This is a genomic window from Aquibium sp. A9E412 (assembly GCF_030398335.1).
GTDB lineage: Bacteria > Pseudomonadota > Alphaproteobacteria > Rhizobiales > Rhizobiaceae > A9E412.
Genome location: NZ_JAOAOP010000005.1, coordinates 107,130 through 119,859, shown reverse-complemented (window position 1 = coordinate 119,859; position 12,730 = coordinate 107,130). Strand labels below are relative to the sequence as shown.

The window sequence follows — 12,730 nt, the reverse complement described above, 5'->3', positions numbered from 1 at the left end:
CCGCGGCCGGCCCGCGCGGGCCGGCCGCCGAAGCGTTGCGGGCGATCAGCCCTGCACGCCGACCTCGAGCTCGCCGTCGGGGCCGAAGTTCTCGAAGTCGTCGACATCGACCTCTTCCATCGACGCCACGTCCTCGTCGGTGATCTGGCGCATGACCAGTTCGTCACCGCGCAGCATCATGTCGGCGAAGGGCAGCGCGACCTGCTTCTCGCCGAGGCCGAGGAAGCCGCCGCTGCCGACGACCACATAGACCGCGTCGCCGCGGAAGACGACGTTCTCGACATCGCCGATCGACTCGCCCTCCGAGCCGATGACGCTCATGTCGAGAAGCTGCTCGACGCGGACCAGCTCGGTCGCCCGGTTCTGGTCGGCCTCGCCGCCCTGCGAGCGCATCACCGACAGGTTCTGGTTCGCATCGGCCGGCTGCCGGGCCTGCTCACCCGCGGCCTGCTCGCTGTCGACCGCGGCGACGGCGTCGGGCGCCTCCTCGGCGGTGCCGACATCGGCGCGCTCGCCATCCTGGCCGGCCGGCTCATCGGCCATGCGGGCCTCCAGGTTGGCGTCCTGCGCATCGCGCTCGTCCATCGCCTGGTCCTGGCCGGTCCGATCCTGCGAGCCCTGCTCGCCGGTCTCGGTCATTGCCTGATTCTGGGCCTGATTCTGGGCCTGGTTCTGATCCTGGGCCTGGTCCTGGGTCTGACCGCCGGCCTCGTTGCGGGCCTGGTCCTGCGTGGCGCGGTCGCGCTCCTCGGCGGCCGCCTGGCGCGTCTCGTCGGCGGTCATCTGCCGGAACTGGACGTTCGCCTCACCCGACTGGTTGAACTGGATCTCGGGCTCGCCGGCCTCGCTGACCTCGACGCGCGGCTCGGCGGCGTTGTAGCGCACGCGCGGACGCACCTCGCTGATCTGCACCTGGCTCTGCGCCGGCTGCTGGACCTGCACCTCGGCCTGCTCCGACTCAACGTCGACGCTGGCCTGCCGGCCCGTGTCCTCGCCGGTGTCGGTCTCCTTGCCCATCTGCACGCGCACCTCGCCCTGCTCGACATTCACCTCGGGCTCGGGCTGCTCGACGCTGATGCGCGGCTTGGCCATGGCGATGTCGACATCCGGGTCCGGCATCTGGACGAGGATCTCCGGCTTCGGCATGTCGATGGTGATGCGCGGCGGCGTGGTCTCGACCGAGACGACCGGCTGCTTCTGGTTGACCGTCACCTGCGGCCGGCCGGGATCGACGGCCACTTCGGGCGCACGCTGGTCGACGGTGACCTCCGGCGCCGACTGGTCGACGGTCACCTGCGGATCGGGCACGATAACGCGGATGCGCGCCATGGCGTCAGCATCGTAGTTCTGCGCGTCCTCGTCGGCCGAGATGTCGCCGCGCGCCATGCGCAGGGCGTCGTTGCAGGTCTGGCGGTCGCCTTCGCCGGCGATGCGCTCGGCCCGCTCGGCGGTGATGCCGGTGTCGTCGGTCCGGTTCTGCTCGACATAGTTGACGAGCTGGTCGCAGCTCTGCGCCATCTGGTCGGCGTTCTGCTGCTGGTTGTCCTGGGCATGGGCCGCCGGCACGAGGGCCGTGGCCGCGAGCAGGAGCGGAATCGACAGTCTGGTCATGGTGTCTGCTCCGTATCTGGTTGCGGTTTGGCGGTTCGGTGTTTCGGTTGTGGCATCGGCCCGTGCGCCGCCGGGGCTGCCGGGGCGCCGCGCTGGCCGCGATGCTGGGGACCAACAACGCCCCGCCACATTTGTTCCGAAATTCCTGCGGCACCGTGCCGCAGCGCTCACGGTTCCAGGCTGGAGCGGTAGTAGACGGTGATCGCCGCGTCCTCCTGGCGCGTCACCGCGATCACCTTGCTGACCGGCACGTCCTTGTCCTCGATCGCCGCCTCGAAATGCTCGTTGACGGCGATCGCCGTGCGGATCTCGGCGAACTCGTCCTCGGCGTTGTCGAGGATGCGCTGCAGCGCCTGCAGGTCGCCCTCGCCGCGGAAGCCGGACAGGTCGACGACCGTCACCGCGCCGACCAGCGGCTCGCCGCGGATCTCCTCCGCGCTCATGTTGTTGTCGCGGATGTCGGCGAGGATCTCTTGCTGCTCGGGCTCGACCAGCCCGACGACCGTTTCGGGGACGTTGCCGCCGTGCTCGTCGGCGACGGCCGGCCCGGCCGCGGCCGCGAGCGGCGCGACCGCGACGAGGGCGCTGAGGATGGAGACGGATGGGCGCATGACGGGACCTCCTGGCTGATGCGGATGGGCGGCGGGCCGGTGCCGGCCTGCCGCCGCGTGCCAGGTCAATGCGCAGCCGGCCCGCCGCGTTGCGTCGTGCGGTCCGTTCCGCCGCAGGCCGGCGGCAGCCCGCGCCGCGTCCTCAGCGCCGGTCGACGGCGCCCACGTCGAGCAGCGGCGAGGCGTCGATGGCGCCGGCGTTGAGCATCGCGCCGACCTTTTCGAGCGCCGCCACGATCATCGCCTGCTCCCAGCTCGGCAGCGCGCCGAACTGCTGGGCGAAGATGCGCTGCAGCGGGTCGGGCGCGGCCTCCAGCACCCGCCGGCCCTCGTCGGTCGCCGTCACCCAGACGAGGCGGCGGTCGCGGTCGCCGCGCTGGCGCCGCACCAGGCCGCGCGATTCCAGCTTGTCGACCAGCGCGGTCGCCGTCGCCTGGCCGACGCCGGCCTGCGCGGCGATCTCCTTCGGCGTCGCCTGGCCGGCGGCCGAGACGATCTCCAGCACGATGAGCTGCGGCGTCGTCAGCCCCGTGGCGCGCGCCAGCGTGCGCGCGTTGAGTTCGGTGGCGCGCAGGATGCGCCGGAGCGCGATCAGACTGGTCTGTGTGCGGTCTTCCATGCCTCGTCGCCCCCGGCCGCTATCCCTGCCCGGTGATAGCAGAAAAACATTGTTTCGATTAGCAAAGCATATTCAGGCCCTTCTGGCACGCGGAACCGGCTGCGCGCGCCATTTCGGAACCATTTGAGGAGCAGGCGGTTGAAATATGGTTCGTCAATCGTAATATCCGGCCCGTCCCAAAGAGGAGGTTGAAGTGCCTGCGAGCGACATAAAGCTGGTTCGAAAGCGATCTGACGACATCACCTACCGCACGCCGCGGACGGAGGACGGCTCCGATGTGTGGCGTCTGATCCAGTCGTGCGAGCCCCTCGACGAAAACTCCCTGTACTGCAATCTGCTCCAGTGCGACCACTTCGGCGACACCTGCGTGGTGGCCGAGTGCGACGGCGCCGTGGTCGGCTGGGTTTCCGGCTACATCGTGCCCGACGAGCCCGACACGGTCTTCGTCTGGCAGGTCGCCGTCGATGCCAGCGTCCAGGGACGCGGCGTCGGCAAGGCGATGCTCAACGCGCTGCTCGAGCGCGAGGTCTGCGCCGACGTGCGCCGGCTCAAGACGACGATCACCGCCGACAACGATGCGAGCTGGGCGCTGTTCGGCTCGCTCGCCCGCCGCCGCGGCGGCAGCATGAAGCGCGAGCCCTACTTCCGCAAGGACGCGCATTTCGATGGCGAGCACGCCACCGAGCACATGGTGACGATCCGGTTCGAGGAGGCGGCGCGCGACGCCGCCTGATCCGTCCCCGACGTCTTCCCAAAAAGAACCACCCGAAAGGACCGCAATGACGACCGCCACGCCGGACGACACTGAGATTTTCACTCGACGCGAGTCGGAAGCGCGCAGCTACTGCCGCAGCTTCCCCGTCGTGTTCGACAGCGCCAGCGGCGCGACCCTGAGGACGAAGGACGGCCGGGAGTACATCGACTTCCTGGCCGGCTGCTCGTCGCTCAATTACGGCCACAACGATCCCGACATGAAGGCCGCCCTGATCGCCTATCTCGAGGCCGACGGGGTGGCGCACGGCCTCGACATGCACACCGCCGCCAAGGCGGACTTCCTCGAGGCCTTCGAGCGGCTGATCCTCAAGCCGCGCAACATGGACTACAAGGTCATGTTCACCGGGCCGACGGGCGCCAACGCGGTCGAGGCGGCGCTCAAGCTCGCCCGCAAGGTGACCGGCCGCACCAACGTCATCGCCTTCACCAACGGCTTCCACGGCGTCACCCACGGCGCGCTCGCGGCGACCGGCAACGGCTACCACCGCGGCGGCGCCAGCGGCGTGTCGCTGCCCGACGTCACGCGGCTGCCCTATGACGGCTTCCTCGGCCGCGGCGCCGACACCGCCGACGTGCTCAACCGCATGCTCGCCGACCCGTCGAGCGGCGTCGACGAGCCGGCCGCCATCCTGCTGGAGACGGTGCAGGGCGAGGGCGGCCTCAACGCCGCCTCGCGCGACTGGGTGCGCCGCGTCGAGCAGATCGCGCGCGCCCACGGCGCGCTGCTGATCGTCGACGACATCCAGGCCGGCTGCGGCCGCACCGGCAGCTTCTTCTCCTTCGAGGAGATGGGCGTGAAGCCGGATCTGGTGACGATGGCCAAGTCGCTGTCCGGCTTCGGCCTGCCGCTCGCCGCGCTGCTCGTGCGCCCCGAGCACGACATCTTCGGCCCTGCCGAGCACAACGGCACCTTCCGCGGCAACAACCATGCCTTCCTGACGGCCCGCGTGGCGCTCGAGAAGTTCTGGGCCGATGCCGGTTTCCAGGAAACCATCGGCAACAAGTCCGCGTTCCTCGAGCGCCGGCTGCGCAAGATCGCCGAGCATCTGCCCGCCGCACGGCTCAAGGGCCGCGGCATGATGATGGGCGTCGACGTCGGCTCCGGCGAGACGGCTTCGGAGATCTGCGCGCGCTGCTTCGAGGCCGGCCTGGTGATCGAGACCTCGGGCGCACACGACGAGGTGGTCAAGGTGCTGGCGCCGCTGACCATCGACGAAGCGCTGTTCGCACGCGGCCTCGACATTCTCGAGGACGCCGTCAGGGACGTTTCGACCACCAGCAAGATCGCCGCGGAGTAAGCAACCGATGATCGTCAGGGACCTCAACACCGAGAACAAGACCACCCGCCGCGTCGTGTCGAACGGCTGGGAGAGCGTGCGGCTGCTGCTCAAGTCGGACGAGATGGGCTTCAGCTTCCACATCACGACCATCTACGCCGGCGCCGACCTGCCCATGCACTACAAGAACCATCTGGAGTGCGTGTACTGCGTGTCGGGCACCGGCTCGATCGAGGACGTGGCCACCGGCGACGTCCACCCCATCCATCCCGGCGTCATGTACGCGCTGGACAAGCACGACCAGCACATCCTGCGCGCCGACACCGAGATGGTGATGGCCTGCGTCTTCAACCCGCCGGTTACCGGCCGCGAAGTGCATCAGGACGACGGCTCCTATGCCCTGGAGGGCGAGCCCGTGTGACCCGGACGCGAGGACGCGCCGTTCCGTAGAACACAAGAACAAGGAGACCGAAGACGATGTCTACCATGTCGATGCCCCGACAATCCGATCCCTATCCGTCGCGCCTGCCCGAGGAGAAGTGGCTGCCGCGCGCCGACAAGGTGGTCTGGAGCCAGTGGCGCCCCGACGCGCCGCTGACCGCGCAGCAGGCCGACGCCTTCGACCGCGACGGCTTCCTGGTGCTCAAGGATCTGTTCTCGCCCGACGAGGTGGCCGCGCTGGTCGCCGAGTCCGCGGCGATGCGCTCCGGCGAGCGCGAGCTGATGGACGGCAGCGTCATCACCGAGCCCGGCTCGGAAGCCGTGCGCACGGTCTTCAAGCTGCCCGAGCAGAGCGCGCTGTTCGACCGGCTGTCGCGCGACCGGCGGCTGGCCGGCATCGCCAGCTTCCTGCTCGGCGAGGACGTCTACGTCCATCAGTCCAGGCTGAACTACAAGCCGGGCTTCACCGGCAAGGAGTTCTACTGGCACTCCGATTTCGAGACCTGGCACGCCGAGGACGGCATGCCGCGCATGCGCGCCGTCTCCGCCTCGCTGCTGCTGACCGACAACGACGCGCTGAACGGGCCGCTGATGCTGATGCCCGGCTCGCACAAGCACTTCATCGCGTGCGCCGGCGAGACGCCGGACGACAACCACAAGTCCTCGCTCAAGAAGCAGGAGGTGGGCGTGCCCTCGCACGCCGCGCTCGCCAAGCTCGCCGAGCAGAGCGGCATCACCGCCGCCACCGGCCCGGCCGGCACGCTGGTCTTCTTCGACTGCAACACGATGCACGGCTCCAACGGCAACATCACGCCGTTCGCCCGCTCCAACGCCTTCTTCGTGTTCAACGCCGTTTCGAACGCGCTCGAGGCACCCTTCGCAGCCAAGAAGCCGCGGCCCGACTTCCTGGCCCAGCGCGACGCGGCGAAGCCGGTCGAGGTCGTCTCGGGCGCGCTGGCGTAACGGCGGAGCATTGAAGGACAGAATGATCACACGACAACAAGACAGCAGTGCCGCTGCGCCCGACGGGCGCGGCGGCGGGGAACCGGCCCGCGGCCGCCACACCGTCGAGAAGATCGGCGGCACCTCGATGAGCCGCGCGCGCGAGCTGATCGACACCATCCTGATCGGCCGCCGCGAGGGCGAGGCGCTCTATCGGCGCGCCTTCGTGGTGTCAGCCTTCGGCGGCATCACCGACAAGCTGCTGGAGAACAAGAAGTCGGGCGAGCCCGGCGTCTACGGCCTGTTCGCGCAGGCCGACAACGAGCATGGCTGGATGGACGCGCTGAGCGAGGTCGGCCGCGCCATGCGCGAGATCAACGCGGCGATGTTCGACGACGCCGGCGACCGCAACGCCGCCGACGACTTCGTGCGCGAGCGCATCGAGGGCGCCCGCGGCTGCCTGATCGACCTGCAGCGGCTGTGCTCCTACGGGCACTTCCAGCTCGTCGAGCACATGCAGACCATCCGCGAGCTGCTGTCGGCGCTCGGCGAGGCGCATTCGGCGCACAACCTGACGCTGCTGCTGCGCCGCCACCGCGTCGACGCCCGCTTCGTCGACCTGACCGGCTGGCGCGACGAGACGCAGCCCTCGCTCGACGAGCGCATCCTCAACGCCTTCTCCGACATCGATCTGGAGCGCGAGCTGCCGATCGTCACCGGCTACGCGCAGTGCCGCGAGGGGCTGATGCGCGAGTTCGACCGCGGCTACTCCGAGGTGACCTTCGCCACCATCGCCGCGCTGACCGGCGCGCGCGAGGCGATCATCCACAAGGAGTTCCACCTGTCGAGCGCCGACCCGCGCCTGGTCGGCGAGGACAAGGTGCGCAAGATCGGCCGCACCAACTACGACGTGGCCGACCAGCTCTCCAACATGGGCATGGAGGCGATCCACCCGAAGGCGGCCAAGAAGCTGCGCCAGGCCGGCGTGCCGCTGCGCGTGGCCAACGCCTTCGAGCCGGAGGACCCCGGCACGCTGATCGACGCCGAGCCGGCGCGCAGCGCCGGCGTCGAGATGGTCACCGGCCTGCCGATCACCAGCCTCGAGCTGTTCGAGCAGGACATGGTCGGCGTCAAGGGCTACGATGCGGCGATCCTCGACGTGCTGACGCGCCACCGGGTGCGCATCGTCGCCAAGGCCTCCAACGCCAACACCATCGTGCATCATGTCGACGCGACGCTGAAGGCGATCCGCCGCGTCGAGCGCGATCTCGGCGAGCGCTATCCGGCCGCCCGGGTGACGGCGCGCCGCACCGCGATCGTCGCGGTCATCGGCCGCGAGCTCGGCGGCCTCGACGTCATGCTGCGCGGGCTGGCGGCGCTGAAGGAAGAGGGCATCGTGCCGATCTCCGCGCTGGAGACCGGCCGCGGCGTCGACGTCCAGTTCGTCGTGCGCGGCGAGGAGAAGGACACCGCCGTGCGCGCGCTGCACCGCACCTTCGTGGAAAGCGATACCGCGCGCGAGGAGCTGGCCGACGCCGCCTGACCGGCGGGCCCGACGGACAGACGCACCGACAACGAACGCCGCGCATCGGCCGATGCGCGGCGTTTTTTCGTCCGGCGATGCCCCGTCAGTCGAGCGGCGCCGCGATGCCGAGGCCGCGCGCGCGGGCCGCCTCCAGGCAGTGCGCCGCGCATGCCAGATCCTGCGCGGCGATGCCGAGCGAGCGATAGAGCGTGATGTCGGTCTCGCTGCGCCGCCCCGCGACCTGCCCGGCGAGCACCTCGCCGATCTCGCCGGCGACATGGTCCTTGCCGATCGCGCCGCGCTCCAGCGCGCCGATCACCTCGCCCGCCTGGGCGAACAGCGACGGCCGGTAGTCGGCGAACAGCCGCGCCTTGACGACCAGCGCCTCGTCGATCTCGCGCTTGGCGGGAATCGAGGCGCCGACCGCGTTGACATGCGTGCCGGGCGCGATCCAGTCGCCGCACAGCACAGGCTCGGCCGCCGCCGTGACCGCGCACACGATGTCGGCCTCGCGCACGGCGGCGGCGACGTCGGTCCCGGCCGTCGCCTGCAGCCCGGGATGGCGCTCGGCGGCGGACGCGGCGAAGGCGGCTGCCGCCTCGGCGCGCCGGCCGGCGACGCTGAGCTCTGTCACCGGCCGCACCGCCAGCATGGCGTCGAGATGATGGCGCGCCTGCTCGCCGGTGCCGATGATGGCGAGGCGGCTCGCCTGCGGCCGCGCCAGCGCCCGCGTCGCGACCGCGCTCGCCGCCGCCGTGCGCAGCGCCGTCAGAAGGCCGGCGTTCATCATGCCGACCGCCGCGCCGTGCCGCGGCTCGAACAGCACCATCGCGCCCTGGTGCGAGGAGCGGCCGGACTTCGGATTGTCGGGAAACAGGCTGACGAGCTTGATGCCGTAGCAGGCCGGCTCGTCGAGCGCGCCGGGCATCATGCCCATGCGGTTGCCGCCGCCGACGTCCATGATGGTGCGCAGCGGCAGCGTCGCGCCGCCGCGCGACACAGCGATCATCACGCGTTCCACCAGCGCGATGGCGGTCCCGATCGGCAGCAGCGCGGCGACGTCGCGCTCGCTCAGCACGATCACCGCACGCGCTCCGCGCCGCCGCCCCACGCGGTCCGCCCGTCGCCGACGAGGCCGAGCCGCTCCTCGATCAGCGTGGTGTAGAGCGCCGGCCGCACCACGTAGGGAAAGTGGCCGCCCCAGGCGAAGCGGTAGGCGGTCGCCGGCTTCAGCCGTGCGCGCACGGCCGCGCGCATGGGCGGCGGGATCAGCGGGTCGTCGTCGCCCTCCACCGTGGCGATGCGCGCCGGCGCGAGGCCGACGGGCGGCAGCTCCGCGCCGTGCTTGAGCGCCTTCAGCCGCGTGCGCAGCTCGGCTTCCGGGATGCGGCCGCCGACCTCGGCCAGGAGCAGCTCGACCAGCTCCGCCTGGTCGGGATGCGCCGCCGCCCAGGCCTTGAGCCCGCTGCCGAAGCCGGCCCGCAGCTCCTCGATCGGGCCGCCGTCGAGGTCGGAGGCATAGGGCGGGCGCGTGCGGATGTCGGCGACCGAGTGCAGCGTGTTGGCCGCGATCAGCCCGTCGGTCATCGCCGCGTGCACGGCGGCGAAATGCTGCGCCAGATAGCCGCCGAGCGATGAGCCGAGCACGGTGGCGCGGGCGATGCCGGCCCGGCCGAGCAGCGCGGCCAGGTCGTCGGCCCATTCGGCGACCCCGCCCGCGGCGGGATAGCTGACGGCGAGCACGTGCGCCCGGCCCTCCAGCGCGGCGATCTGCTGCCAGAAGATGTCGGCCCGGCCGAGCGTGCCGGGGATGAGCAGCAGCGCCGGCCCGTCGCCGCGCAGCTCGACGACGCCCCATTCGCGGCCGCCGAGCACGGTGCGGCGCTCGGGATGCGCGGCCGCGAAGCGCTCGCGCGCGGCGATCAGGCTGTTGGTCATGCGAAGGGGTCCTCCATCTTCGGCCAGTAGTTCGGCGCCCGCCGCGTGTAGGGGATGTTGGCGAAGTCGGGCGTGATGGCGCCGGGCGTGGCGACGTGGATCACCTCGGCGGCGATCGGCGCGAAGCCGGCATAAAAGTGCTGCGAGGACTTCACGCACACGATCGCCTTGCCGGCCAGGTCGATGCCGAGCCCGGTGAAGGCTTCCGGATGGAAGGTCTGCGTGCGCTGGTCGTTGATCACGAGGTCGATGTCGCCGGCCAGCGACAGCCACACCGTCTGGCCGAGCGGCGTCGACAGCTCGCCGAAGCGCTGCGTCAGCCCCTCGGCGACGCGCCGCACGGTGACCTCGAGGTCGAGCGGCCGGCCCGACATCGGGCCGCACTTGCCGCCGAGCCTGAGCGGCAGGGTCGCGCCCTCGCCCGCCTCGCGGCAGATGCGCACGGCGACCGGGTCCCAGTAGACGCCGCTCGCCACATTGGTCAGCCCGCGCGCGAGGATCGCCTCGAGCAGGAAGGTCGCGTCGCTCGGCGCGCCGCCGCCGGCATTGTCGGAGACGTCGGCCAGCACCACCGGCCCGGCCGGCGCCGCCGCCGCACGCGCGAGCGCGGCGTCGATGTCGGGATAGGCCGGCGCCACCTCGCGCCGCATGGCGAACAGCCGGTCGCCCATCGCGCGGGCCGTGCTGTCGGCCAGCTCGGCATCGCCGTCGGCGATCGCCAGCATGCGCGCGCCGACGCGCGGATGGTCGCCCCAGGGAAAGCCGTGCGCCAGCGACAGCGACAGGATGCCGGGCTCGCGCTCGCGCGCCTTCATCGCCTCGACGAAGCCGCGCATCGGCTCGCGCGGCGTGTGCATGGCGCAGATCATCCGGCAGTCGTGGTCGCGCATCACCGGCCGCGTCCTGCCCTCGGCCGCGTCGGCGGCGAGCGCGAACAGGTCCTGCGCCCGCTCGGGAATGTCGACATGCGGATACTCGCGGTAGGCGACCAGCAGCGTCGCCGCCTCGATCATCGCCTCGGTGAGGTGGCAGTGCGGATCGAGCAGCGCACCGATCACCGCGTCGCGGCCGACGACCTGCCGGCAGCGCGCGATCAGGTCGCCCTCGCAGTCCTCGTAGCCGTCGGCCATCATCGCGCCGTGCAGCGACAGAAGCACGACGTCGACCGGCATCGCCGCCTCGAGGTCGCGCAGGATCTCGTCGCGGAAGCCCTCGTAGACGGTCCTGACGGTCGGGCCGGCCGGCTGGGCGTGCGCCGTCAGGCTCTCGACGACCGGCCAGCCGCGCTCTTCCGCCGCCTCGCGCCACAGCCGCATCGGCGCCGACCAGTACTGCACGGGCCCGCGCGAGGCGTCGCCATGCGCGATCACCGCCTCCTCGAAGGACAGCATGCCCGTGGGCAGCGGCGAGAAGGAGTTTGTCTCCGTGCTCAGGCTGGCGATGAAGGTCTTCATGCGGGGCTCTCCTTGCGCGCCGGGTCGGGGTCCGGCGCGGGCGCGCCGGCGAAGCGGGTGACGAGGCCGGCCAGCACGTGCACCATGATGATGGCGAAAGCGACCGGCACCGCGGCGGTGAACCAGATCATCGGCACGCCGAGCATCTCGGCCTGGCGCTCCAGGCTGCGGCCGAGGAAGCCGCGGGAAAGCTGCATGTTGGCGCCGAACAGCGAATAGTAGAGGACGGGGAAGGCGAAAACGGCGACGCCGGCCGCGCGCACCAGCGCCAGCGCCTTGCCCGCCGCCCCGTCGAGCGCCGCCATGCCGGCGAACAGCACCGGGTCGGAGCGCTCGTGGAAGGCGACCGAGGCGCCCAGCATGCCGGCCCACACCATGGCGCGGCGGGCGAGCTCCTCGGTCCAGATCGGCGGCGCGTCGAACAGGTAGCGGGCGACGACCTGGTAGGCGGCCGCCGCGGCCATGGTCGCCACGGCCGCGATGGCGCCCCACAGCGCCAGCCGGTTGAGCCCGTCGGAAAGACGGGTCAGAAGCGCCGCCGCCCGCACGGGCTCACTCGCCCTTGGCGGCGCGCCAGGCGTCGAGCTGCTCGGCCGTCAGCAGGCCGCTGTCGTAGGTCTCCTCCGACGCCGCGCGGAAGGCCTCGCGCGCCGCCTCGTCGAGCCGCACGATCGACACGCCGGCCGCCTCGAGCTTGTCGTAGACGCCGCCCTGCGTCTTCAGCCATTCGCGGTTGGCCGCGTTGGCCGCATCCGCCGCGGCGTCGACCACGGCGCGCTCCTCGTCCGAAAGCCCCTGGTACCAGTCCTCCGAGACGATGGTGATGCGCAGCGACGGCGAGATCTCCGCGTCGGTGAAGTGCTTGATGAAGTCGGTGTGGCCGAACAGCAGCGGCACGATCGGCGGGTTGAGGTAGCCGTCGGCGACGCCCGTCTGCAGCGCGTTCGGCACCTCCGCCCAGCTGACGATCGTGCCGGTCGCGCCCCACGCCTTGAACAGCTCGATCTGGCTTTCGTCGAGCGCGCGCATGCGCAGGTCCGCCATGTCGTCGAGCGTCTCGACGGGGTGCTTGGTGTTGAAGATGCCGCTGCCCTGGCCGACCGTGTTGACGGCCAGCACGCGCACGCCCGACGGCGTCGTCTCGGCGTTGATCTGCTCCAGCATGCCGCCCTCGTAGAGCGCGCGGTCGACGTCCTGCATGCCGTCGAAGAAGTAGGGCAGCCGCAGGCCGAAGATCAGGTCGTCGAGCGAGGCGACGATGTTGAGCGGCGACATCGACACCTCGAGCAGGCCCTGCGAGACCTGGTCGAACAGCTCGTCGTCGCCGCCCAGCGCGCCGCGCTGGTACTCCTCGGCCTCGATGCCGTTCTGCTTGAGGTGCTCGACGAAGGTGTGCGCCCACACATAGCTGCCGGAGCCTTCGAGGTCGGGCGGGCTGTCGAGCGCCACCTTGACCTGCGCGGCCGCCGGGGCGGCGAAGGCGAGCGTCGCGGCGACGGCCGCCGCCCTGGTCAGTCTGGTCAGTGTCATGTCGGTTC

General features: G+C 71.1%; 13 protein-coding genes. 5 read left to right on the top strand and 8 right to left on the bottom strand.

Features of this window, described 5'->3' with window-relative positions:
- Positions 1–45: 45 nt before the first annotated feature.
- The 3 genes from N1F89_RS04320 to N1F89_RS04310 form a co-directional block, all read right to left on the bottom strand.
- On the bottom strand, positions 46–1,611 hold the full coding sequence (locus tag N1F89_RS04320) for a PRC-barrel domain-containing protein (RefSeq protein WP_290081799.1): 1,566 nt from the start codon (positions 1,609–1,611) through the stop codon (positions 46–48).
- Between the two features lie 167 nt (positions 1,612–1,778).
- Positions 1,779–2,222, bottom strand: coding sequence for a hypothetical protein (locus tag N1F89_RS04315; RefSeq protein WP_290081798.1), 444 nt, complete (start codon positions 2,220–2,222; stop codon positions 1,779–1,781).
- 142 nt (positions 2,223–2,364) lie between these two features.
- Positions 2,365–2,841, bottom strand: coding sequence for a MarR family winged helix-turn-helix transcriptional regulator (locus tag N1F89_RS04310; protein WP_290081795.1), 477 nt, complete (start codon positions 2,839–2,841; stop codon positions 2,365–2,367).
- Between the two features lie 193 nt (positions 2,842–3,034).
- Here N1F89_RS04310 and ectA point away from each other — a divergent pair, with 193 nt between their 5' ends.
- The 5 genes from ectA to N1F89_RS04285 are packed head-to-tail and all read left to right on the top strand — an operon-like array spanning position 3,035 to position 7,818.
- Positions 3,035–3,574: a diaminobutyrate acetyltransferase gene (ectA, locus tag N1F89_RS04305; protein WP_290081793.1), complete on the top strand. Its 540-nt coding sequence runs from the start codon at positions 3,035–3,037 to the stop codon at positions 3,572–3,574.
- A gap of 46 nt (positions 3,575–3,620) precedes the next feature.
- Positions 3,621–4,913, top strand: coding sequence for a diaminobutyrate--2-oxoglutarate transaminase (gene ectB, locus N1F89_RS04300; protein ID WP_290081791.1), 1,293 nt, complete (start codon positions 3,621–3,623; stop codon positions 4,911–4,913).
- Positions 4,914–4,920: 7 nt separating this feature from the next.
- Positions 4,921–5,313, top strand: a complete 393-nt coding sequence (locus tag N1F89_RS04295; RefSeq protein ID WP_290081790.1) for an ectoine synthase — start codon at positions 4,921–4,923, stop codon at positions 5,311–5,313.
- 56 nt (positions 5,314–5,369) lie between these two features.
- Complete coding sequence (thpD, locus tag N1F89_RS04290) at positions 5,370–6,296, top strand: ectoine hydroxylase (RefSeq protein WP_290081788.1); 927 nt, start codon at positions 5,370–5,372, stop codon at positions 6,294–6,296.
- 22 nt (positions 6,297–6,318) lie between these two features.
- Positions 6,319–7,818: an aspartate kinase gene (locus N1F89_RS04285; RefSeq protein WP_290081785.1), complete on the top strand. Its 1,500-nt coding sequence runs from the start codon at positions 6,319–6,321 to the stop codon at positions 7,816–7,818.
- Between the two features lie 85 nt (positions 7,819–7,903).
- On the opposite strand, the gene N1F89_RS04280 is transcribed toward N1F89_RS04285, so the two are convergent.
- From N1F89_RS04280 to N1F89_RS04260, 5 genes are read right to left on the bottom strand one after another with little or no spacing between them, the layout of a single operon-like run.
- Positions 7,904–8,884, bottom strand: coding sequence for an ornithine cyclodeaminase family protein (locus N1F89_RS04280; RefSeq protein ID WP_290081783.1), 981 nt, complete (start codon positions 8,882–8,884; stop codon positions 7,904–7,906).
- Entirely contained in the window at positions 8,881–9,738 is an 858-nt protein-coding gene (locus N1F89_RS04275; RefSeq protein ID WP_290081781.1) for an alpha/beta hydrolase, read from the bottom strand. Before N1F89_RS04275 ends, N1F89_RS04280 begins: the two co-directional genes overlap by 4 nt.
- Entirely contained in the window at positions 9,735–11,192 is a 1,458-nt protein-coding gene (locus tag N1F89_RS04270; RefSeq protein ID WP_290081779.1) for a M81 family metallopeptidase, read from the bottom strand. The genes N1F89_RS04275 and N1F89_RS04270 overlap by 4 nt, the downstream gene beginning before the upstream one ends.
- Positions 11,189–11,740: a TRAP transporter small permease subunit gene (locus N1F89_RS04265; RefSeq protein ID WP_290081776.1), complete on the bottom strand. Its 552-nt coding sequence runs from the start codon at positions 11,738–11,740 to the stop codon at positions 11,189–11,191. The genes N1F89_RS04270 and N1F89_RS04265 overlap by 4 nt, the downstream gene beginning before the upstream one ends.
- Positions 11,741–11,744: 4 nt before the next feature.
- Entirely contained in the window at positions 11,745–12,722 is a 978-nt protein-coding gene (locus N1F89_RS04260) for a TRAP transporter substrate-binding protein (RefSeq protein ID WP_290081774.1), read from the bottom strand.
- Positions 12,723–12,730: the final 8 nt, after the last annotated feature.

Excerpts from the sequence above, each read along its gene's own strand:
- ectB (WP_290081791.1), top strand. The coding sequence starts at position 3,621 with ATGACGACCGCCACGCCGGACGACACTGAGATTTTCACTCGACGCGAG.
- thpD (WP_290081788.1), top strand. The coding sequence starts at position 5,370 with ATGTCTACCATGTCGATGCCCCGACAATCCGATCCCTATCCGTCGCGC.
- N1F89_RS04310 (WP_290081795.1), bottom strand. The coding sequence starts at position 2,841 with ATGGAAGACCGCACACAGACCAGTCTGATCGCGCTCCGGCGCATCCTG.
- N1F89_RS04270 (WP_290081779.1), bottom strand. The coding sequence starts at position 11,192 with ATGAAGACCTTCATCGCCAGCCTGAGCACGGAGACAAACTCCTTCTCG.
- N1F89_RS04260 (WP_290081774.1), bottom strand. The coding sequence starts at position 12,722 with ATGACACTGACCAGACTGACCAGGGCGGCGGCCGTCGCCGCGACGCTC.
- N1F89_RS04295 (WP_290081790.1), top strand. The coding sequence starts at position 4,921 with ATGATCGTCAGGGACCTCAACACCGAGAACAAGACCACCCGCCGCGTC.
- N1F89_RS04285 (WP_290081785.1), top strand. The coding sequence starts at position 6,319 with ATGATCACACGACAACAAGACAGCAGTGCCGCTGCGCCCGACGGGCGC.
- N1F89_RS04315 (WP_290081798.1), bottom strand. The coding sequence starts at position 2,222 with ATGCGCCCATCCGTCTCCATCCTCAGCGCCCTCGTCGCGGTCGCGCCG.
- N1F89_RS04320 (WP_290081799.1), bottom strand. The coding sequence starts at position 1,611 with ATGACCAGACTGTCGATTCCGCTCCTGCTCGCGGCCACGGCCCTCGTG.
- N1F89_RS04275 (WP_290081781.1), bottom strand. The coding sequence starts at position 9,738 with ATGACCAACAGCCTGATCGCCGCGCGCGAGCGCTTCGCGGCCGCGCAT.